Origin of the sequence: Mesorhizobium sp. LSJC285A00, from assembly GCF_000503155.1 — a bacterium.
GTDB lineage: Bacteria > Pseudomonadota > Alphaproteobacteria > Rhizobiales > Rhizobiaceae > Mesorhizobium.
This window is the reverse complement of sequence record NZ_AYVK01000001.1, coordinates 15,816-35,342: the sequence shown is the minus strand read 5'-3', so window position 1 is coordinate 35,342 and position 19,527 is coordinate 15,816. Positions and strand designations below refer to the sequence as shown.

20 protein-coding genes, 3 tRNA genes and 1 pseudogene are annotated in these 19,527 nt (G+C 62.6%); 19 read left to right on the top strand and 5 right to left on the bottom strand.

Annotated elements, in window-relative coordinates:
• Nucleotides 1-185: 185 nt before the first annotated feature.
• Nucleotides 186-1,004 (bottom strand): HTH-type transcriptional regulator BhcR, encoded by an 819-nt coding sequence (gene bhcR / locus X726_RS166405; protein ID WP_023667454.1) that lies wholly within the window; start codon nt 1,002-1,004, stop codon nt 186-188.
• 204 nt (nt 1,005-1,208) lie between these two features.
• On the opposite strand from bhcR, the pseudogene gcl reads away from it, so the two are divergent.
• The 3 genes and pseudogenes from gcl (at nt 1,209) to X726_RS166415 (ending at nt 5,069) form a co-directional block, all read left to right on the top strand.
• Nucleotides 1,209-3,000, top strand: a pseudogene (gene gcl, locus X726_RS01000000166560) (glyoxylate carboligase).
• 168 nt (nt 3,001-3,168) lie between these two features.
• Nucleotides 3,169-3,966: a hydroxypyruvate isomerase gene (hyi, locus tag X726_RS166410; RefSeq protein ID WP_023667453.1), complete on the top strand. Its 798-nt coding sequence runs from the start codon at nt 3,169-3,171 to the stop codon at nt 3,964-3,966.
• A 218-nt stretch (nt 3,967-4,184) separates the two neighbouring features.
• Nucleotides 4,185-5,069: a 2-hydroxy-3-oxopropionate reductase gene (locus X726_RS166415; protein WP_023667452.1), complete on the top strand. Its 885-nt coding sequence runs from the start codon at nt 4,185-4,187 to the stop codon at nt 5,067-5,069.
• A 48-nt stretch (nt 5,070-5,117) separates the two neighbouring features.
• Here the strand turns inward: X726_RS166415 and rlmB are convergent, their stop codons facing one another.
• Nucleotides 5,118-5,969, bottom strand: coding sequence for a 23S rRNA (guanosine(2251)-2'-O)-methyltransferase RlmB (gene rlmB, locus X726_RS166420; RefSeq protein WP_023667451.1), 852 nt, complete (start codon nt 5,967-5,969; stop codon nt 5,118-5,120).
• Here rlmB and X726_RS1000000168350 point away from each other — a divergent pair.
• From X726_RS1000000168350 to X726_RS166430, 3 genes are all read left to right on the top strand, one after another.
• Nucleotides 5,968-6,201 carry a hypothetical protein gene (locus X726_RS1000000168350; protein WP_023667450.1) on the top strand — a complete coding sequence of 78 codons (234 nt, stop codon included), beginning with the start codon at nt 5,968-5,970 and terminating at the stop codon, nt 6,199-6,201. The two genes, rlmB and X726_RS1000000168350, sit on opposite strands and share 2 nt — an antisense overlap.
• Nucleotides 6,180-6,264: transfer RNA gene (locus tag X726_RS166425), tRNA-Tyr, on the top strand. Before X726_RS1000000168350 ends, X726_RS166425 begins: the two co-directional genes overlap by 22 nt.
• Before the next feature lie 28 nt (nt 6,265-6,292).
• Nucleotides 6,293-6,366 (top strand) — tRNA-Gly (locus X726_RS166430).
• An 8-nt stretch (nt 6,367-6,374) separates the two neighbouring features.
• Here the strand turns inward: X726_RS166430 and X726_RS166435 are convergent.
• Nucleotides 6,375-6,764 carry a VOC family protein gene (locus X726_RS166435; protein WP_023667449.1) on the bottom strand — a complete coding sequence of 130 codons (390 nt, stop codon included), beginning with the start codon at nt 6,762-6,764 and terminating at the stop codon, nt 6,375-6,377.
• 194 nt (nt 6,765-6,958) lie between these two features.
• Here X726_RS166435 and X726_RS166440 point away from each other — a divergent pair, with 194 nt between their 5' ends.
• Nucleotides 6,959-7,846, top strand: a complete 888-nt coding sequence (locus X726_RS166440) for a helix-turn-helix transcriptional regulator (protein ID WP_023667448.1) — start codon at nt 6,959-6,961, stop codon at nt 7,844-7,846.
• Here the strand turns inward: X726_RS166440 and X726_RS166445 are convergent.
• Nucleotides 7,843-8,319: a YidB family protein gene (locus X726_RS166445; protein WP_023667447.1), complete on the bottom strand. Its 477-nt coding sequence runs from the start codon at nt 8,317-8,319 to the stop codon at nt 7,843-7,845. The two genes, X726_RS166440 and X726_RS166445, sit on opposite strands and share 4 nt — an antisense overlap.
• Before the next feature lie 130 nt (nt 8,320-8,449).
• On the opposite strand from X726_RS166445, the gene X726_RS166450 reads away from it, so the two are divergent.
• Nucleotides 8,450-8,707, top strand: coding sequence for a GlsB/YeaQ/YmgE family stress response membrane protein (locus tag X726_RS166450; protein ID WP_023667446.1), 258 nt, complete (start codon nt 8,450-8,452; stop codon nt 8,705-8,707).
• Nucleotides 8,708-8,806: 99 nt separating this feature from the next.
• On the opposite strand, the gene X726_RS01000000166555 is transcribed toward X726_RS166450, so the two are convergent.
• Nucleotides 8,807-9,625 carry a DMT family transporter gene (locus X726_RS01000000166555; RefSeq protein ID WP_245272013.1) on the bottom strand — a complete coding sequence of 273 codons (819 nt, stop codon included), beginning with the start codon at nt 9,623-9,625 and terminating at the stop codon, nt 8,807-8,809.
• A gap of 313 nt (nt 9,626-9,938) precedes the next feature.
• Here X726_RS01000000166555 and X726_RS166455 point away from each other — a divergent pair, with 313 nt between their 5' ends.
• From X726_RS166455 to rplA, 11 genes are all read left to right on the top strand, one after another.
• Nucleotides 9,939-10,898 carry an elongation factor Tu gene (locus X726_RS166455; RefSeq protein ID WP_023667445.1) on the top strand — a complete coding sequence of 320 codons (960 nt, stop codon included), beginning with the start codon at nt 9,939-9,941 and terminating at the stop codon, nt 10,896-10,898.
• A gap of 282 nt (nt 10,899-11,180) precedes the next feature.
• Complete coding sequence (locus tag X726_RS166460) at nt 11,181-12,680, top strand: hypothetical protein (protein WP_245272012.1); 1,500 nt, start codon at nt 11,181-11,183, stop codon at nt 12,678-12,680.
• 14 nt (nt 12,681-12,694) lie between these two features.
• Nucleotides 12,695-14,704: a hypothetical protein gene (locus X726_RS166465; RefSeq protein ID WP_348626742.1), complete on the top strand. Its 2,010-nt coding sequence runs from the start codon at nt 12,695-12,697 to the stop codon at nt 14,702-14,704.
• A 91-nt stretch (nt 14,705-14,795) separates the two neighbouring features.
• Nucleotides 14,796-15,278, top strand: coding sequence for a group II truncated hemoglobin (locus X726_RS166470; protein ID WP_023667442.1), 483 nt, complete (start codon nt 14,796-14,798; stop codon nt 15,276-15,278).
• Between the two features lie 160 nt (nt 15,279-15,438).
• A tRNA-Trp gene (locus X726_RS166475) sits at nt 15,439-15,514 on the top strand.
• Between the two features lie 429 nt (nt 15,515-15,943).
• On the top strand, nt 15,944-16,405 hold the full coding sequence (locus tag X726_RS166480) for an Hsp20 family protein (protein WP_023667441.1): 462 nt from the start codon (nt 15,944-15,946) through the stop codon (nt 16,403-16,405).
• 73 nt (nt 16,406-16,478) lie between these two features.
• The gene (locus tag X726_RS1000000170310; RefSeq protein ID WP_023731757.1) at nt 16,479-16,946 is read left to right on the top strand and encodes a hypothetical protein; all 468 of its coding nucleotides are present in this window, start codon (nt 16,479-16,481) and stop codon (nt 16,944-16,946) included.
• A 489-nt stretch (nt 16,947-17,435) separates the two neighbouring features.
• The gene (gene secE, locus X726_RS166485; RefSeq protein WP_023667439.1) at nt 17,436-17,639 is read left to right on the top strand and encodes a preprotein translocase subunit SecE; all 204 of its coding nucleotides are present in this window, start codon (nt 17,436-17,438) and stop codon (nt 17,637-17,639) included.
• Between the two features lie 27 nt (nt 17,640-17,666).
• Nucleotides 17,667-18,194, top strand: coding sequence for a transcription termination/antitermination protein NusG (nusG, locus tag X726_RS166490; protein WP_006333333.1), 528 nt, complete (start codon nt 17,667-17,669; stop codon nt 18,192-18,194).
• Between the two features lie 172 nt (nt 18,195-18,366).
• On the top strand, nt 18,367-18,795 hold the full coding sequence (rplK, locus tag X726_RS166495) for a 50S ribosomal protein L11 (RefSeq protein ID WP_006333334.1): 429 nt from the start codon (nt 18,367-18,369) through the stop codon (nt 18,793-18,795).
• 4 nt (nt 18,796-18,799) lie between these two features.
• Nucleotides 18,800-19,498: a 50S ribosomal protein L1 gene (gene rplA / locus X726_RS166500; RefSeq protein ID WP_023667438.1), complete on the top strand. Its 699-nt coding sequence runs from the start codon at nt 18,800-18,802 to the stop codon at nt 19,496-19,498.
• Nucleotides 19,499-19,527 lie beyond the last annotated feature (29 nt).

Below are 19,527 nucleotides of genomic sequence, written 5' to 3'. Positions count from 1 at the left end.
CATCGTCCCGAATTTGGCGGATACAGGATCATGTAAATGCTGGCGAACGCCGATCGTGATTGTCTCCTCCAAAGCGAGCGAGATCGGAATCTCGCTGACTTGCTGGGAGACAGGGGCGGGCTTGGGCGCCGTCGCCACGCATCCGCACAGTGAAGCGGCGAGCAAAAGCTGAAGCGTTTTCCTCATTATGATCGGAACCCGCCGATCATCCTCGTCACCTCAGCAGCGGCGTCGCGCACCAGCGGCCCGATCTCGTCCAGCCGCTCCATCGTCACCCGCACCGTCGGGCCGGAGACCGAGACACCGCCGATCGGCTCGCCGAACTCGTTGAAAATGGCGGCGGCCACGCAGCGCATGCCGGGATGCCGCTCCTCGTCGTCGACCGACCAGCCGCGGTGCTTGATGACGGCCAGGTCATGGGCCAGCGCCGAAATGTCCGACAGCGTCTTGTCGGTGAAGCGCTGCAGGCCCGACTTGCGCAGGATGGCGGCAACGCGTTCCGGCTCGAGCTGCGCCAGCACCGCCTTGCCGATGCCCGAGGCATGGAAGGAGCTGCGCGTGCCCGGGCGGAAGAAGGCGCGGATCGCCTGATGGGTCTCGACCTGGCTGACGAAAACGACGCAATCGTCCTCGGCGACGCCGAGATTGGCGGTTTCACCGGTCTTCTCCATCAATTCCTGCATGACCACGCGGGCCCGGTCGACAAGCTTGCGGCGGCGCAGGAAGGCGGCACCCATGCGGTAGGTCTCGACGCCGATCGACCACAGCTGGTCCGATGTATCGAACTCGACCATGCCGTGGTTCTGCAGCGTCGTCAGCATGCGGTAGGCGGTGGACGCCGCGAGCTCGCTACGCGCCGAAATCTCGCTCAGCGACAGGCCACTGCCTTCAGCGACGATGGCCAGGATGCGCAAGGCCCGGTCCAGCGACTGTACAGAACCGGCCTCGGACGGACCGTTGAAAGCGCGCGGCCGGCCGCGCTGGCGTTTTTCGCTGGTTTCCATGGCGGCATTGTCGCCGGTTTCGCCGAAATCGCAATGAAAAACTTTTTCATCGATTTTGATGGCCGGATTTATGGAAAACGAAAAAGCCAGGCGAATCAGTGTATAGAAGCGGTTTTCTCGAAATGAAAAATTATTCTGAAAAAATTGAAAAATGAAAACGACACTGGCATTGTCAACCAACCAACAATCTTGAGGAGGCTGGACATGGCCAGGATGCGCGCTGTCGATGCAGCGGTTCTCGTTCTCGAAAAGGAAGGCGTTTCCTGCGGCTTCGGCGTGCCGGGCGCGGCGATCAATCCGTTCTATTCGGCGCTGAAGGCGAGGGGCTCGATCCGCCACATCCTGGCGCGCCATGTCGAGGCGGCCTCGCATATGGCCGAAGGCTACACGAGAGCCAAATCAGGCAATATCGGGCTGTGCATCGGCACGTCGGGCCCGGCCGGCACCGACATGGTCACCGGGCTCTATTCGGCGGCGGCGGACTCCATCCCGATCCTGTGCATCACTGGTCAGGCGCCGCGGGCACGGCTCAACAAGGAGGATTTCCAGGCGGTCGATATCGCCGCCATAGCCGCACCCGTCGCCAAATTGGCGGTCACGGTCATGGAGCCCTATCTCGTGCCGATGGCGCTGCAGAAGGCATTTCACCTGATGCGCTCGTCGCGACCGGGCCCGGTGCTCATCGACCTGCCGGTCGACGTGCAAGTGGCCGAGATCGAATTCGATATCGATGCCTATGAACCGCTGGTCCCGTTCAAGCCGGCAATGTCGCGCGCCCAGGCCGAAAAGGCCTTGGCGATGCTCAATGCCGCGGAAAAGCCGCTGATCGTCGCCGGCGGCGGCATCATCAACGCCGATGCGTCGGATCTGTTGATCGAATTCGCCGAGATAACGGGCGTGCCGGTCATCCCGACGCTAATGGGCTGGGGCGCGATCCCCGACGACCACCGGCTGATGGCCGGCATGTGCGGGCTGCAGACCTCGCACCGCTACGGCAATGCGACCATGCTGGAAGCCGACTTCGTTTTCGGCATCGGCAACCGCTGGGCCAACCGTCACACCGGTTCGGTCGACGTCTATACCAAGGGCAAGAAATTCATTCATGTCGATATCGAGCCAACGCAGATCGGCCGCGTGTTCGCGCCGGATCTCGGCGTCGTCTCGGACGCCGGTGCGGCACTGAAGATGCTGCTCGACGTCGCCACCGAATGGAAGACGGCAGGAAAGCTGCGCGACTGGTCGGGCTGGGCGAAGGAATGCCAGGCCCNGCCAGGCCCGCAAGAAGGCGATGAAGCGCAAGACGCATTTCGAGCAGGTGCCGCTGAAGCCGCAGCGCGTCTATGAGGAGATGAACAAGGCGTTCGGCCGTGACACCACCTACGTCACCACGATCGGCCTCTCGCAGATCGCCGGGGCGCAGTTCCTGCATGTCTACAAGCCGCGCAACTGGATCAATTGCGGCCAGGCCGGCCCGCTCGGCTGGACGCTGCCGGCAGCGCTTGGCGTGCGCGCCGCCGATCCGGATCGCACCATCGTGGCGCTGTCGGGCGACTATGATTTTCAGTTCATGATCGAGGAACTGGCGGCCGGCGCACAGCACAAACTGCCGTATATCCACGTCGTCGTGAACAACGCCTATCTCGGCCTGATCCGCCAGGCGCAGCGCGGTTTTGCGATGGATTTCGAGGTCAGCCTCGCCTTCGAGAACGTCAACCGCTCCAACGATCCGGAGGCCGGCTACGGCGTCGACCATGTCGCGGTCGCCGAAGCCATGGGCTGCAAGGCGGTGCGGGTGCGCAAGCCGGAAGAGTTCGCCGGCGCGTTCAAGGAAGCGCAGCGGCTGATGAAGGAATACCAGGTGCCGGTGGTGCTCGAATTCATCCTCGAACGCGTCACCAACATTTCCATGGGCACGGAAATCGACAAGATCACCGAATTCGAGGACCTTGCCGAAAGCCATGAGGATGCGCCGACGGCGATTGTGTTGCTCGATTAGGCGCGCCGATATTCAGGTGAGGCAGGCCTGCAAACGGCGCCTTCCTGCGCTTCCGGTGCTCACGTACAGAAAGTACGTTCCGCTCCGGTTCTCGAAAGTCACCGTTTTCGACTCTGCCTGACCTGAATCTCAACACGCCTAGGGCCAAGCAGAAGAAGGAGAAAAAGAATGCCGCGTTTTTCAGCCAATCTGTCGATGCTCTTTGGCGAGCATGAGTTCCTCGATCGCTTCGATGCCGCAGCCCGCGTCGGCTTCAAGGGCGTCGAATATATCGGCCCCTATGATCATGCGCCCGAGATCGTTGCGGCGCGGCTGAAGAAGAACGGCCTGAACCAGGTGCTTTTCAACCTGCCGGCCGGCGACTGGGGCAAGGGCGAGCGCGGCATCGCGGTGCTACCCGACCGCGTGCCGGAATTCCGGCAAGGCATCGCCAAGGCGATCAGCTATGCCCATGCGCTGGGCTGCGAGCAGGTCAATTGCCTCGCCGGCATCGCGCCGCAGGGCGTGGATCGTTCGGTGCTGGAAAATACCTTTGCCGAAAACCTGGCGTTTGCGGCCGAGAAACTGGAGCAGGCCGGCATCCGGCTTTTGATCGAGCCGATCAACACGCGCGACATACCGGGTTTTTTCCTGAACTATTCGGAGCAGGCGCTGGCGCTGATCGAGCGCGTCGGTTCGAAGAACCTGTTCCTGCAATACGACATCTATCACATGCAGATCATGGAGGGGGATCTCGCCCGTACCATCGAGGCCAACCTCGGCCGCATCGCGCATATCCAGCTTGCGGACAATCCCGGCCGTCACGAGCCGGGGACGGGCGAGATCAATCATCCCTTCCTCTACGAGCATATCGACAGGATCGGCTATTCCGGCTGGGTCGGAGCGGAATACAAACCGAAGGCGGGGACGGAGGCTGGGCTGGGGTGGTTTCGGGAGCTTAACGGGCAGGGGAGTGCCGCGGCTTAGCTGTTACGATTGAAGTCGCGTTCCTTCGCGCCCCCCTCTGGCCTGCCGGCCATCTCCCCCACAGGTGGGGAGATCGGACGTCATCCCGGCTTTTCGCCAATCCCCAACATTGCAGGGTGAGCGAGGCGCCGAAACTGCCAATCTCCCCACAAGTGGGGGAGATGGCCGGCAGGCCAGAGGGGGCGCGAAGGAACTCAGCCTCAACAAAGGAGAAAACAATGGAAACCATCGGCTTCATCGGCCTTGGCATCATGGGCGCGCCGATGGCGGGGCATTTGCTGGATGCCGGCTACACCGTCATCGCCAGCGACCACCGCTCGAAGCCGCCGGCCGATCTCGTCGCCAAGGGCTTGAGAAGCATCACCGGCCACGCGGCAGTGGCCAAGGCCGCGGATATCGTCATCACAATGGTCCCAGACACGCCGCAGGTAGCCGAGGTGCTGTTCGGCGAGAACGGTGTCGCTTCCGGCCTGAGCAAGGGCAAGCTGGTCATCGACATGAGCTCGATCTCGCCGATCGAGACCAAGGTTTTCGCCAAGAAAATGAACGATCTCGGCTGCGACTATCTTGACGCGCCGGTGTCGGGCGGCGAGGTCGGCGCCAAGTCGGCGTCGCTGACCATCATGGTCGGCGGCGAGGACAAGGCGTTCGAGCGCGCCAAGCCCGTGTTCGAAAAGATGGGCAAGAACGTCACGCTTGTCGGCCCGAACGGCGTCGGCCAGACCACCAAGGTTGCCAACCAGATCGTCGTAGCCCTGACCATCGAGGCGGTCGCCGAGGCGCTGGTCTTTGCCGCAAAAGCCGGCGCCGACCCCGCCAAGGTCCGGCAGGCGCTGATGGGCGGGCTGGCGGCATCGCGCATCCTCGAGGTGCATGGCGAGCGCATGATAAAGCGCACCTTCGCGCCGGGCTTCCGCATCGAACTGCACCAGAAGGATCTCAGCCTGGCGCTGGAAGGCGCCAAGGCGCTCGGCGTCTCATTGCCCAACACCTCGACGACGCAGCAGCTGTTCAACTCGTGCGCGGCGAATGGCGGGGCGAAAGAGGATCATTCGGCGCTGGTGCGGGCGCTGGAGCGGATGGCGGGGCATGAAGTGCGGTGAATGGTGAATGGTAAGAACGCTTCCATTCACCATTCACTATTTCACCATTCACTTTCCAAGGAATTTCCGTGCCGCATAAAGGCTCACCGCCGCGGCGTTCGACACGTTGAGCGAGCGGATGGCGCCGGGCATGTCGAGGCGGGCGAGTGTCGTCACCGTCTCGCGCGTCTTCTGGCGCAGGCCCTTGCCTTCGGCGCCGAGCACCAGGGCTATCTTTTCGCCTGAAAAACTCGTTTCGAGTTCGGCCGGCCCGTCCGAATCGAGGCCGATGGTCTGGAAGCCGGCTTCGTGCAGCTGTTCCAGCGCGTCGGCGAGGTTCTTCACCTCGACCTGGTCGATATGTTCCAGCGCGCCGGAGGCGGATTTGGCCAGCACGCCGGATTCCTGCGGGCTGTGGCGGGCCGTGGTGATCAGCGCACCGGCGCCGAAGGCGACCGCCGAGCGCAGGATGGCGCCGACATTGTGCGGGTCGGTGACCTGGTCGAGCACCAGCACCAGTTTGGTATCGCCGAGCGCGTCAAGGCGCTTGGGCTTCAGCGGCTCGGCCTCGATCAGCACGCCCTGGTGGACGGCGTCCGAACCGGTGATCTTGTCGATGTCCTTCGGCTCGACCAGTTCGGCCTTGAACGGCAAAGCGGCGAGGTCGGCGATCGCCAGCCGCTCGGCGGCATTGCGCGTCACCAACATCTTTCTGATCCGCCGGCGCGGATTGTCGAGCGCGGCGCGCACCGTGTGCAGGCCATAAAGCCGCACCAGCCCGTCGGCGGCGTTCTCGCCCGGCGGCACCGGCTGGCGCGGCCGGAAGGCGGGCGCGCCGCCGGCCTTCTCGTCGCGATGGGCGCGGCGCAGCTTGGCGTAATGGGTGTCTTTGGCGGTCTTGGGCGTGTTGTCATTGCTCATGGCCGGCTTCTATAGCCGCGTCGCCGGGCTGTGGATACAGGCAGAAAGCCGGCTTGCCGGGCAGGCTGTCAAATTCAGCGCATTTTGCCTTGCGGTGCGGTTGACACCCACTGGCCTTGCCGCCATAAGGCGCTTCGCTGATTTCGGACAAAACCCTGGTTTCGACCTGATCGGCGAGAATGCCTCGTTGCAAGGCTTCGACGGCAGGCTGGAGAGGTGCCCGAGTGGTTAAAGGGGACGGACTGTAAATCCGTTAGCTTAGCTTACGTTGGTTCGAATCCAACCCTCTCCACCACTGCCAGCCCGCGAACCTTGAGGACGATGCGGGTATAGCTCAGTGGTAGAGCAGCAGCCTTCCAAGCTGAATATGCGGGTTCGATTCCCGCTACCCGCTCCAAACACTCATCAGATCTCTGCGAATATCTCGACAACGTTGCCATCCGGATCGCGGAAGAACACTGTCCTGTGGCCCCATTCCTGGTCGGTGAGCGGCAGGACCGGCTGCACGCCCTTGGCCTGAAGCGCCTCGGCGCAAGCAGCGACCATCTCCGGCGCCACCCGGAATGCCAGCTGAAGCGACAGCGCATCCCGCTGCTGCGGCGTGTCGTTGAACATCATGCCGAGGCTGGTCAAGGCCAGCGTGTTCGGGCCGACCCGATATTCGATCCACCTGTCGCCGAGTTCGCGCTGCAGATCAAATTCCATCACATCCCCGTAGAAGTGCCGCATGGCGGCCATGTGGCGGGCGAAGATGACGGTGTAGTCGATCTGACGGATTTCATTGAGCGCGTTCATTGGTGGTGTCCTTTGGGTTGCGTTGTGGGCCTCGATGGCCCACGCCTTTCCGGACACGACGCAAGTGACGGCGAGCGGAAACAGCCAGCGTCGGGTGAGGTGCATGGGCGATCCTTTCAGGCGATCGCCCGCAATCTAGCTTGCCTTTAAAGGGGTACAAGACTACCGCTTATACTGGTATTGACGGTGACAGAATGACGTATGACGGCCCACGGCGCGACGAGCTTGCCCGCTTCCTGCGCGAGCGGCGGGACCGCTTGCCGCGGATCGATGGCGCCAATGGCCGCCGCCGGGCACCGGGCCTCAGGCGCGAAGAGGTCGCCGCCGAGGCGGGGATCAGCACCACCTGGTACACCTGGCTCGAGCAGGGACGGGAGGTGAACGCGTCGCCGCAGGTGCTTCGCTCGCTGGCGCGGGTGCTGAAGCTGAGCCGGTCCGAGCAGGCCTATCTGTTCCAATTGGCGCGGCCCGATCTCGACTGGCGAAACCGGCTCGGCGAGCAAGGCCTGCCCAGCGCGCCGTTGCTCAGCCTGCTCGACGGGCTGGCGCCGCACCCGGCATATGTCGTCAATCGCTATTGGCAGGTCGTCGCCTGGAACCACCCCGCGGCGGTGCTGCTCGGGGATTTCGAGACGGATGATGAGTGGTCCGGCAGCCTGCTCGCCCGGCTGTTTCTCGACCTGGAATGGCGGCAGCGCTTTGTCGACTGGCCGGAGGTTTCGCGCTCGGCGGTCGCGCAGTTCCGGCTTGCCACTGTTGCCATGACTCGCGATCCGGTGCTGGCCGCCCTGGTTTCGTCACTGGAAGCGGCAAGCGAAGCGTTCGCCACGTGCTGGAACAGCCGCGACATCGCCGAGCCACCGATCTGGCGGAAATCCATTCGGCACCCTGTCGCCGGCGCGATGTCGTTCGATTTCGCCACGCTGCAGCCGGGTGGCCGCGACAGTGATTTCTCGGTTTCCCTCTACACGCCGGTCGATGCGTCGACTGCCAGACGGTTCGCGGCGCTGGTCGCAGCAACGCCCGACAGCCGCAAGGCGGTGCCGGGCGTGTTTGCGCGTGATGCAGGCGCAGAAGTCTAGCTGTTGAAGGCGGACGCGACCTGGTGTTGCTGCGGCACCTGTCCGTTCGGCGTCAGTCTGTCGACAATGCCTGGCAGGGCTGTGGACAATTGCTTGAGCAACTCCTGCTCGTCCAGCCCGGTCCTTTGCGCGATCTCTCGAATGACCTGCGGGCCGATCGCCTTGCCGAGATCATTGGCGTTGATCGGCTGGTTCTGCCCGGTGCCGACCCAGGAGTCAGCAACATTGCCTTGGCCGGCATTCTTGAGCTTGTCGAGCAGTCCGCCCAGTCCGCCAAGCAGGCCGCCGTCGCCTGAGGCCGTGGTTCCGGTGGGGGCTGGCGTTTGAGGCTGGGCGGGCTCGCCCGTCTCTTCGGCACTCGTCTGTTCGGCGCTTCTGCCGCTCAGCATCTTTCCCACCAGCAGCGCGCCGAGCGCGATCATCAGCGGTTTGGTGATGTTGCCGCCGGGTACGGCGTTGTCAAAGAGTCCCATAGGTCAATCCTCCATAACGACCAAGCCCGTCCCGCCGGCTACAATGGACCATGCGGGCGGAATTTCAAGTTGGCTTGAGCTTTTGACAATCATGTGACCATGATCGGCGGGCGGGGAATGGAGAGGAAAAATGGGCATTATCAGCTGGATCATCCTCGGCGTCATCGCCGGCTTTATCGGCAGCAAGATCGTCAACAAGACCGGCCAGGGCTTGATCATGGATATCGTGCTCGGCATTGTCGGCGCCATCGTCGGAGGGCTGATCTTCAGCGCCTTTGGCGCCACGGGCGTGACCGGCCTCAACATCTGGAGCCTGATCGTCGCCGTTATCGGCGCGGTCGTCGTGCTGTGGGCCTATCACCAGTTCTCCGGCAAGCGAACGCTTTAGGCACCAGTCTGCCGACTGGCTGACCGCAGGACGGCCAAACCTGCTTCGACGCGTTGACTTAAAGGTCAGGCGACGACGGTCAGCCTGCGTTTGCGTTCATCAAGCGAGACGATGGTCAGCCCGCTCGCGACCACCAGCAGGATGNACCAGCACGCCTGAGATGACCGCCCAGACGGTGAAGCAGTAGTAGAACGGCGCCACGACGCCGGTCGGACCGACGCGATAGGCCATGAAGATGAAGAAATGGCCGAAGATCAGGAAGAATCCGGCGCCGGCCATGAGCAGCAGGTGCCGGGCTTCCGGCATCACCCAGCGCTCGGAAACGAGATGCGCGGCGCCCGCGCCGATCAGCACCACCACGACGGCGGAAATGGCGACGATCATGCCCGGCACCTCGGCCGCGACCCGCCTGCCGGCAAGATCGCGCGCCGCCGCCAATGCCGCGTTGCCGAGCGCCAGCAACGCATAGACCGAGATGCCCTGCATAGTCGGCTGGGCCACCATGAGCGCACCGACGAAACCGAGCCCGATCAGCGCCATGCGCACGCCGCCGATCCGTTCGCCGAACAGGATGGAGGAGCCGACCAGCATCAAAAGCGGGGTGATCTGCCCGAGCGCGGTCGAATCGGCGATCTGCATGTTGGCCAGCGCCACGACGTAACAGAGGATGGCCGCGAGCTCGAGCAGGTTGCGGCGCAGCACGCGTTTGTCGAAGATCAAAGGGATCTGCCTGCCATAGCCCAGCAGGAACAGCAGCGGCATGCCCCATAGCGTGGCCGCGACCCCGCGCAGGAACAGCACTTCATAGGACGGCAAGCCCGCGGTCGCGAGTTTCATCATCGTGTCGTTGACGAGGTACGACCCCGTCGAAACGATCATGAACAGCGGGCCGCGTATGGAGGTCGGTATGAATTGCATGGGGCAACCAAATCAGACCGCCGCCGTAGCGGCAATGGGCCAGGCGCCGGCTGCACATCCGGCAGGCAAAGGCCAGGACATGGGCGGGACAGGACATGGGCGGGAATAGCAAACAGGTGCTGGAGCCCGCAGCCCCCATTTCATTTCCGCTCGCGCGTTCCTATATCAGCGCCACATCCCCGCAATCGGATCATCGGTTGAGACCGAGTGGACAGCGCACCCGGCCACAAGGCACTTGTGTTTTTCGGCCGTAGTCGCTAATCGCCCCGCATTCGACTGAACTGAAGGTCAAGGCCGTCCAAGGAAAGAGACTATGGCAAAAGGTAAATTCGAGCGTAACAAGCCTCATGTGAACATTGGCACGATTGGCCACGTCGATCATGGCAAGACGTCGCTGACGGCGGCGATCACGAAGTATTTTGGCGAATACAAGCGCTACGACCAGATCGATGCGGCGCCCGAAGAGAAGGCCCGCGGCATCACGATTTCGACGGCGCACGTCGAATACGAGACGGCTGCGCGCCACTACGCCCATGTCGACTGCCCCGGCCACGCCGACTATGTGAAGAACATGATCACGGGTGCTGCGCAGATGGACGGCGCGATCCTGGTCGTGTCGGCCGCCGACGGCCCGATGCCGCAGACCCGCGAGCACATCCTGCTTGCCCGTCAGGTCGGCGTNTACATCCCGACGCCTGTTCGTCCGCTGGACAAGCCGTTCCTGATGCCGATCGAAGACGTGTTCTCGATCTCGGGCCGTGGCACGGTCGTCACCGGCCGCGTCGAGCGCGGCATCGTCAAGGTCGGCGAGGAACTGGAAATCATCGGCATCCGCCCGACGACCAAGACGACCTGCACGGGCGTCGAGATGTTCCGCAAGCTGCTCGATCAGGGCCAGGCCGGCGACAACATCGGCGCGCTGCTGCGCGGCGTTGATCGTGAAGGCGTCGAGCGCGGCCAGGTTCTGGCCAAGCCCGGTACGGTGAAGCCGCACAAGAAGTTCGTGGCCGAAGCCTACATCCTGACCAAGGACGAAGGTGGCCGTCACACGCCGTTCTTCACCAACTACCGTCCGCAGTTCTACTTCCGCACGACCGACGTGACCGGCATCGTGTCGCTGCCGGAAGGCACGGAAATGGTTATGCCCGGCGACAACATCACGGTCGATGTCGAGCTGATCGTGCCGATCGCCATGGAAGAGAAGCTGCGCTTCGCCATCCGTGAAGGCGGCCGTACCGTCGGTGCCGGCATCGTCGTCACCATCAAAGAGTAATCGAGCCCGGCATCGCCGGATCGAAACGGATAGGGGCGGCCCTCGGGCCGCCCTTTTTCGTTGGCCAGATGTGCCTGTTTGGGGTCCCAATCTCTGTTGCAAGTCTGTGAGCCTCTACAGTATAGATTGGGTTGAGGGCTTGGTCGGATGGTTCCACAGCACCGTTTGCATAGTCGGCCATGGTTGGCACTGGGGCTGATCTGCCTGGTGTCGATGCTTGCCGTGGGCAGCGCCGCCTTCGCGGCCGGGACAAAAAATTCAGAGCCGGATCCGGATCCGCCGATGCGGTTCGTCGTCGTGCGTAGCGACGCGGCGGGCTGTGAGCCGACCTGTCCGGAATGGATATCGGCCGAGGGTGCGATATCGGCCAAGTCGCCGGCGCTGCTCAAGGCTGCCCTGAAAACGCTCGGCGGCCGCAAATTGCCGATCGTCATCAACTCTCCGGGCGGCGATGTCGATGCGGCCATCGCCATGGGCCGGATGATACGCAAGAACAAGCTCGACATCGCGGTCGGCAGGACGTGGTTCGTCGGCTGCGAGCCGGGGATGAAAAACTGCAAGGAGAACGACGCCAGAGGCGCGCACTATATCGGCAGCCCCTATGTGCTCGGCAGCTATTGCGCGTCCGCTTGTCCAATGATGCTGGCCGGCGGCACCAGGCGCCTGGTCGGGCCGCTGGCCTATCTCGGCGTCCACCAGATCACGACCACGATCGTGCAGATGAACGTGCAGTATCAGGTCCGCTACCGGATCGTGAAAGGCAAGAAGCGGGTCATCAGCAAGAAGGTCGTCAGCCGCAAGAACACCGGCAGCTACAAGACCTACGAGATGAGCAAGGGGGTGGAGCGCAAGCTGTCCGCCTATTTCAAGGAGATGGGTGTCGACCTCAGCATCATCGAGACGATGAAGAGCACGCCGGCCAGCGACATCCAGCAGATCGACCTCAGCGACATGCTGACAATGAAGCTGGTCACCAGCGACGACGCTGCAGATTTGCTGACCAGCGCAAGCCTGTGCAGGCTGAACCTTCCGGCTCCGAATTGCCGGGAGATACCGGAGAACAAGCCAGCCGGCGGCCTGCCGGACGTGGCAAAGGCTGCGCCGCTGCCGGTGAAGCCGGAGAGCGCGCCGCACGATGACGGCATGCGCTTTGTCGTGGTTCGCGGCAGCAACCCGCTCTGCAATCCCGACTGCCCGGAATGGATTGCAGCGCAAGGCGCAATTACGCCCCAGACGCCGCAGAAACTCAGCCAATTGCTCGCCACGCTTGGCAACCGGCGGCTGCCGGTGGTGATCAGCTCGCGAGGCGGAGACCTCTCCGGCGCCCTGGCGGCGGGCCGGATCATCCATGAAAAGAAGCTCGACGTTGCCGTTGCCCGCACCGATTTCGTCGGCTGCGACCCGGCAGAGTGGAATTGCCTGGCCAAGGACGGCGCCTATGCCGGGCTGAGCGTCGATGGCGACGGCGAGTGCGATTCGGCCTGCGCGCTCATGCTGGCCGGTGGCGCCAGGCGGCTTGTCGGTTCCCAGGCGCGGCTCAGCCTCTATCTGATGGGGCAGAAGCAGGCGGTCAAATCCTACCTCGACGAGATGGCGATCAGCCCCGCTTTGTTCCGGGCGCTCCAGGGCAGTTCGGTCGAGCGTCAGCTCGAACCCGACATGATGCTGGAGGTCGGCCTGACGACCGGGCGCCAGTCGGTGGATGCGCTGACGGGGTCCAGCATCTGCAGATCGGCGCCGAAACCTGAGAATTGCCGCGTGGTGCCGTCGTCCAATGGCTGATCGCGCCTATCGTCATGGAAGAGAAGCCTTGCTTCGCCTTCCGTGAAGGCGGCCGCACCGTCGTGCCGGCGTCGTCATCACCATCGAGAAATAGTCGAGCCGGTGTCAGCCGGATGGACCAGGAAAAGGGCGGTCTTTGGGGCTGCCTTTTTGTTTCCGGCGTTGCGCGGCACAAGTATTGCACGATTGTTTCAAAGCTATTGCAAGCACCGTCGCCGCAACTATTATGGATTGCATTGAGGGGTTTGCCGGGCGTGGTTTGGGGACAACGTTCAGACACTACTGCAAGGTGGCGGCGCGGGCTGGTTCGGCTGGCGACGGTGGCCGCGATGGCGATGGCTGCCTTCGCCGCGAAGGCCGAGGATGCCGCCCCCGGGACATGGCAGACATTGCTCCCTCTGCAGGGAGTGCCCTATCCGACGAATGATCCGACGATATGGTCCGAGGATCGCTCGGAGATGAAGTTTGTCGTCGCGCGCAGCAACGCACCGGGCTGCGAGCCCAATTGTCCGGAGTGGATCTCCGCCGAAGGCGACATCGCAGCCGGCACGCCAGCCCTGCTCAAGCGCACCTTGAAGAAGCTAGGCGGTCGCAAACTGCCGATTATCGTCAATTCCTTTGGCGGCAACGTCAATGCAGCGCTCGAACTTGGCCGGATAATCCGCAAGAACAAGCTCGATATCGCCGTAGGCAAGACCGAGTTTTCCGACTGTTGGCCCGGGACGGATGGTTGTGGTTTTAGTTACGGCAAAGGTTCCGCCTATCTCGGCCGGGCGTCTGATGGCGCCAGCTGCAACTCCGCCTGTCCGCTGATGTTTGCCGGTGGCGTCCGCCGCGTGGCCGGCGGCTGGAACTATCTGGGTGTTCACCAGATCACGACCACCTGGTTCCCCTCCACCACGCACTACCGGACCACATATCGCGTCAAACGGGGCAAAAAATATCGGGTCACCACGCAAACGGTCACTCAAGGTGAAAGCTACAAGACCTATGAGATGAGCAAGGGGTACGCGAGAAAGATCTCGGCCTATCTCCGAGAGATGGGTATCGGGCAGGGCGTGCTGGACTTGATGAAGGCGACGCCGGCGAGCGACATCAGGCAGATCGGCCTCCACGATATGCTGACGATGAAACTGGCGACCAGCACGGACACTCTTGAGCTGTTTACCAGAGCAAGTTTGTGCATGTTCGACCCGCCGGCTCCGAACTGCCGGGAAATACCGGGAAACAAGCCAGCCGGCGGACAAACGCCCGTGGCCAAGCCGGCCGTGGTGGCTGCGATCAAGGCAAAGACCGGCCCCCCACTTTCTCAGGCGGCCAAGGCTCCAGCTCCCAAGCCGTTGCAGGCAGCGCCAGGGAATTCGACGCCAGATATGCGCTTCGTTGTCGTTCGCGGCAGAGACTCGCTCTGCAATCCCGATTGCCCGGAATGGATCTCGGCGGAAGGCGCGATGACGCCTCAGACCCCGCAAAAGTTGCGCCAGTTGCTCGACACCCTTGGCAACCGGCGGCTGCCGGTGGTGATCAGCTCACAGGGGGGCAGCCTGTTCAGCGCTCTGGCCGCGGGAAGGCTTATCCATGAACGGAAGCTCGACGTCGCCGTCGCTCGCACCACTATCGTCGGCTGCGACCCGCCCGAGGCAGGCTGCTTGGCCGATAACGGTGCCTATGTCGGGCTGATTAGCGATTTTGGAGTGGAGTGCGATTCGGCCTGCGCGCTCATGCTTGCCGCCGGCGCCAAAAGGCTGGTCGATCCCAAGGCGAGGCTCAGCATGTCCTCGAGGGGACAGACGCAGTTGGTTAAAGCCTACCTGGAGGAGATGGAGATGGACCCAGCTCTGTTCGCCGCGATAGGCTCGGTCGAGCGTCAGCTCGAGCCCGACATGATGCTCAAAGTCGGGCTGACAACCGGGCCGGAGTCGGTGGAGGCGCTAACTGGCCCCGCTATTTGCAAAACCTCACCCAAGCCCGACAACTGTTTGCTTCCGCCGACAGCCAAGGCCGAGTCGCCCGCCAAACTGTAGGCATCGCAGAAACTGGCCATCGAGCCAGGTTGAGCCATGCCCGATTTCTCCGCTATCGTCGTGGCAGGCGTCGCCCGGGGGAGGATCGAGAATGAGCCAGGATATCCCGACACTCTACGAATGGGCCGGCGGCATCGAAGCCCTCAACCGGCTGACGGAAACCTTTTACGACAAGGTGTCGCGCGACCCGGTGGTCGGCCCGGTGTTCAAACACATGTCGCCGGATCATCCCGCGCATGTCGCGGCCTTCATCGGCGAGGTTTTTGGCGGACCCAAGACCTACAGCGAACAGCATGGCGGCCATCGCGAGATGGTCATGCATCACTTGGGCAAGCATCTGACGGAGGAACAGCGCCGCCGCTGGATCAGCTTGCTTGCCGATGCCGCCGATGCGGTCGGGCTGCCGGACGATCCCGAATTCCGTTCCGCCTTCATGGGCTATGTCGAATGGGGGTCACGGCTTGCCAAGATGAATTCCACCCTCGGCGAGACCTGCGACCCCCAGACCGAACCGATGCCGGCCTGGGGCTGGGGCGTACCGGGCGGGCCGTACAAGCCGCCGGCCGGGGATTGAGCGCCGGCATGCGGCTTCAGGCAGGCGAAAAATCGAGATCGGCAGGGACGGGCTGGTCATCACCTATTCGGATTTCCGGCAAAGGATCTGAAAGCGCGTCAGACAACTCTTTACAGCGCGCCCGGAAGCTTTTAGGAAGCGCCTGCGCTGAAACGCGCGTACGGGCATAGCTCAGTTGGTAGAGCGGCGGTCTCCAAAACCGCAGGTCGTAGGTTCGAGCCCTGCTGCCCGTGCCATTTTCCTCGTTGGAATCCGGCATTTTAGAAACGCCTTGTTTTGGCTCCTCGTTTGGTTGGGCTGAAGCCGCGTACTCGACGAGCGACGTTCCGAAGGCATGCGCAGAGCGAGAGCGCTGATGCGCAATGCCGAAGTCGGCGTATTTCCACGAACCAATTTCCTTGATTCAACTGCCATTGGCGAGCCAATTGCCATTTGCGTTCACAATTCAGAATAGGCCTATTTTGCTGCCGCCAGCTGCTTTTCAGCGGCTGCGAATTATTGGAAGCGGGATGCTGGCCTGGCTACTGGAATTTTTTTGAACAGGGCTCTTGAACCGGTTTTCAGCCCTTCCTAATTCGTTTCCCGCCGAGGCCGATTGGCTTGGCAAAAGGCGGCGCTGCTGGGCGGCGCCCTTGTACCCATGTTGCTTCAAGGAGGATGTGGCTATGAGAACCTTTGACTCTCTCTATCGCAGCACCGTCGGTTTTGACCGTCTTTTCGACATGCCCGACAATGGTACGCGGCCCGACTGGCCACCCTATAACATCGAGAAGGTCGACGAGAACGATTACCGTATCTCGATGGCCATCGCGGGCTTCAGCCAGGATGAGGTTGAGCTGACCCAGCATGGACCCGAACTGGTCGTGGCAGGCCAGAAGGCTGATGACCAGAGCGGACGCCAGCTGCTGCACCAGGGCATCGCCTACCGCAGTTTCAGGCAGACGTTCAAGCTTGCCGACCACATGAAGATCAAGGCAGCAAACCTTGAGAACGGTCTCCTGACCATCGACATCGTCCGTGAGATTCCCGAAGAGCTGAAGCCGCGCCGCATTAGCATCGGGGCCGGCGACGCCCAGGTGGGCAAGCAGATCGCCCAGGATACGGAACGCACCCGCAAAGCGGCCTGATCGTATCGATTCAGTTATCCCTGCGGTCCGCCTCCCGGCTTCGGCCGGGAGGCCCAGATTGCGGAGAATGGAGATGGACAACTTCTACGAGACACCGACACTTTCTGCGGCACGCTCGGGCAAAATTGAAACTTCTTTGTGCCTGCTCGACAATCCAGACAACGTCATCAACCATCCACGCCTCAGCAGTGGAGAAAAGCGGGCACTGCTTTCCTCGTGGGCGTCCGATGCCTGCGCGGTGGAAAACCAGCCTGCCTTGCGCCGCCTGGACAACGGCACGGTAATCCCTGTCGACCAGATTCTGAGTGCGTTGAAGGCTCTGGATGAGAAACCCACGCTGGGGAAAGAGACTTCAGGCCGGGTGCTGCCTTGGCGACCCTCCTCGCGCCGCAGCGTTCTCAAGGCTTGGCGGCGTCGGGGCCGTTCTTTCGGCCCCGACGATGACGACGACCCGCCCCCGTGCCCGGCAGTGATCGCGCCGCGCCCACGCCCACCATGCGGAATCGGCGCAGTGGCCGGGGTCGAACTCGCCTGTGCCTAACTAACCCTGGGTTGATCCAGCTGCCTCGGCATGGGCAGCTGGATTCCAATCTTGCGTGCGCTTCATTTGGTTTCCAAAACAGCAGGTCGCAGGTTCGTCCGCAACGCCATTTCCTCGAACTTGTAATCGCGTGCCTGATTTCCGGATCCACCTCCTGGAATTGGGGTCCGGCATTGAAAAAGGGCAGGTGGCTTGCCATATTGGGCGAACTGAGGCATAAGGCCTCGATAGCCGGGACGGGACGACTGGATGGTTCCGAGGCGGCGTTTGGTCATAAAGCGGACACTTGCCACTTGCGTGGATCAAGAATCGGTTTTATGTAGACACAACAGACACGCGACGCGTGGAGCTGGGAAGCCGGCTTTACGCGTCCGATTTGCATGGGCGAAATGGCGCTGATTCGGCGTCGACTTGAACCCAGGCGGCACGTCCCGGCCAGCGGGATCATCCAGGAGACCCGGCCAACGGGTCTTGAAGACAGAGCGGCATATGGCTTCGAAAACCACAAATCCTTTCGTCTTTCTCCAGCAGGTCCGCGCGGAAACTGCCAAGGTGACTTGGCCGTCGCGCCGGGAGACGATGATCTCGACGGTGATGGTGCTCGTATTCGCGGTCATCGCGATGATCTTTTTCTTCACCGCCGACGTGGCCATGGGCTACGCGATCGAGCGGTTACTGAGCCTCGGCCATTAAGTCCGGCGATTACGGAGAAGTCTTGAAATGACCGCGCGCTGGTACATCGTCCACGCCTATTCGAACTTCGAAAAGAAGGTCGCCGAGGACATTGAGAACAAGGCCAAGCAGAAGGGCCTGTCCGCCGATATCGAGCAGATCGTGGTGCCGACCGAGAAGGTCGTCGAAATCCGCCGCGGCCGCAAGGTCGATGCCGAGCGCAAGTTCTTTCCGGGCTATGTGCTGCTCAAGGCCAATCTGACCGATGCGGTGTTCTCGCTGGTCAAGAACACGCCGAAGGTCACCGGCTTCCTCGGTGACTCCAAGCCGGTGCCGATCACCGAAGCCGAGGCGCAGCGCATCCTGAACCAGGTTCAGGAAGGCGTCGAGCGGCCGAAGCCCTCGGTCACTTTCGAGATCGGCGAGGCGATCCGCGTTTCGGATGGTCCGTTCGCCTCGTTCAACGGTTTCGTCCAGGAAGTGGACGAGGAGCGGGCGCGGCTCAAGGTGGAAGTTTCGATCTTCGGGCGCGCCGTGCCGGTCGATCTGGAATTCGGACAGGTCGAAAAGGGCTGATCCGAAAACCCTGCGCCGGTTCGCCGGCAAGGGGAGGCGGCGCGGAAAGCGCGCGGCCATGAACGGGTGGGAGGCGAATGCGGCTTTAGCCGGCCGCGCGGACCGCACCACCAGACTGCAACCGCCGGTGTTCCCGATACTGGGGCCGGCATGAGATAAAGGCAGGAAAGAGATGGCTAAGAAAATTGCAGGCCAGCTCAAGCTCCAGGTCAAAGCGGGATCGGCTACGCCGTCTCCGCCGATCGGCCCGGCACTTGGTCAGCGCGGCATCAACATCATGGAATTCTGCAAGGCGTTCAACGCGCAGACCCAGGAAATGGAAAAGGGATCGCCGATCCCGGTCGTCATCACCTATTACCAGGACAAGTCCTTCACCTTCGTCATGAAGACGCCGCCGGTGAGCTACTTCCTGAAAAAGGCGGCGAACTTGACTTCGGGTTCGAAAGAGCCGGGCAAGATCAAGGCCGGCACGATCGGTCGCGACAAGGTGCGCGCCATCGCCGAACAGAAGATGAAGGATCTGAACGCAAACGACGTCGAGGCGGCCATGCGCATGGTCGAGGGCTCCGCCCGCTCGATGGGTCTGGAAGTGGTGGGCTGAGATCATGGCAAAGATTGCAAAGCGTGTATCGAAGTCCCGCGACGGCATCGACCCCAACAAGGCCTATGCCCTTGGTGAGGCGCTGAAGCTGCTCAAGGACCGTTCGACGGTGAAGTTCGACGAGACCATCGAAGTTGCGATGAACCTCGGCGTCGACCCGCGCCATGCCGACCAGATGGTCCGCGGCGTGGTCAACCTGCCGAACGGCACCGGCCGCTCTGTCCGCGTCGCCGTGTTCGCACGTGGCGGCAAGGCCGATGAGGCTCGCGCCGCCGGCGCCGACATCGTCGGTGCCGAGGATCTGGTCGACATCGTCCAGAAGGGCACGATCGACTTCGATCGCTGCATCGCCACGCCGGACATGATGCCGCTGGTCGGCCGTCTGGGCAAGGTGCTGGGCCCGCGCGGCATGATGCCGAACCCGAAGGTCGGCACCGTCACCACCGACGTCGCCGCCGCCGTCAAGGCATCGAAGGGCGGCGCTGTCGAGTTCCGCGTCGAGAAGGCCGGCATCGTTCATGCCGGCGTCGGCAAGGTCTCGTTCGACGTCAAGGCGCTGGAAGAAAACGTCCGCGCCTTCGCCGATGCCGTGACCAAGGCAAAGCCGGCTGGCGCCAAGGGCAACTACGTCAAGAAGGTGTCGGTCACCTCGACGATGGGCCCGGGCCTCAAGCTCGACGTCTCGACGCTCGCAGCGTCTTGATACGAACATCTGGATCGGCTGCCAAGGCG

Bases quoted from the DNA above. Each gene is read 5' to 3' on its own strand.
- X726_RS1000000168350 (WP_023667450.1), top strand. From the start codon at position 5,968: ATGGCCGGCTTCTATAGCCGCGTCGCCGGGCTGTGGATACAGGCAGAA.
- X726_RS166460 (WP_245272012.1), top strand. From the start codon at position 11,181: ATGCGGTTCGTCGTCGTGCGTAGCGACGCGGCGGGCTGTGAGCCGACC.
- X726_RS166445 (WP_023667447.1), bottom strand. From the start codon at position 8,319: ATGGGACTCTTTGACAACGCCGTACCCGGCGGCAACATCACCAAACCG.
- X726_RS166465 (WP_348626742.1), top strand. From the start codon at position 12,695: ATGGAAGAGAAGCCTTGCTTCGCCTTCCGTGAAGGCGGCCGCACCGTC.
- rlmB (WP_023667451.1), bottom strand. From the start codon at position 5,969: ATGAGCAATGACAACACGCCCAAGACCGCCAAAGACACCCATTACGCC.
- rplA (WP_023667438.1), top strand. From the start codon at position 18,800: ATGGCAAAGATTGCAAAGCGTGTATCGAAGTCCCGCGACGGCATCGAC.
- X726_RS166470 (WP_023667442.1), top strand. From the start codon at position 14,796: ATGAGCCAGGATATCCCGACACTCTACGAATGGGCCGGCGGCATCGAA.
- X726_RS166440 (WP_023667448.1), top strand. From the start codon at position 6,959: ATGACGTATGACGGCCCACGGCGCGACGAGCTTGCCCGCTTCCTGCGC.
- bhcR (WP_023667454.1), bottom strand. From the start codon at position 1,004: ATGGAAACCAGCGAAAAACGCCAGCGCGGCCGGCCGCGCGCTTTCAAC.
- rplK (WP_006333334.1), top strand. From the start codon at position 18,367: ATGGCTAAGAAAATTGCAGGCCAGCTCAAGCTCCAGGTCAAAGCGGGA.
- X726_RS1000000170310 (WP_023731757.1), top strand. From the start codon at position 16,479: ATGGACAACTTCTACGAGACACCGACACTTTCTGCGGCACGCTCGGGC.
- nusG (WP_006333333.1), top strand. From the start codon at position 17,667: ATGACCGCGCGCTGGTACATCGTCCACGCCTATTCGAACTTCGAAAAG.
- hyi (WP_023667453.1), top strand. From the start codon at position 3,169: ATGCCGCGTTTTTCAGCCAATCTGTCGATGCTCTTTGGCGAGCATGAG.
- X726_RS166450 (WP_023667446.1), top strand. From the start codon at position 8,450: ATGGGCATTATCAGCTGGATCATCCTCGGCGTCATCGCCGGCTTTATC.
- secE (WP_023667439.1), top strand. From the start codon at position 17,436: ATGGCTTCGAAAACCACAAATCCTTTCGTCTTTCTCCAGCAGGTCCGC.
- X726_RS166480 (WP_023667441.1), top strand. From the start codon at position 15,944: ATGAGAACCTTTGACTCTCTCTATCGCAGCACCGTCGGTTTTGACCGT.
- X726_RS166415 (WP_023667452.1), top strand. From the start codon at position 4,185: ATGGAAACCATCGGCTTCATCGGCCTTGGCATCATGGGCGCGCCGATG.
- X726_RS166435 (WP_023667449.1), bottom strand. From the start codon at position 6,764: ATGAACGCGCTCAATGAAATCCGTCAGATCGACTACACCGTCATCTTC.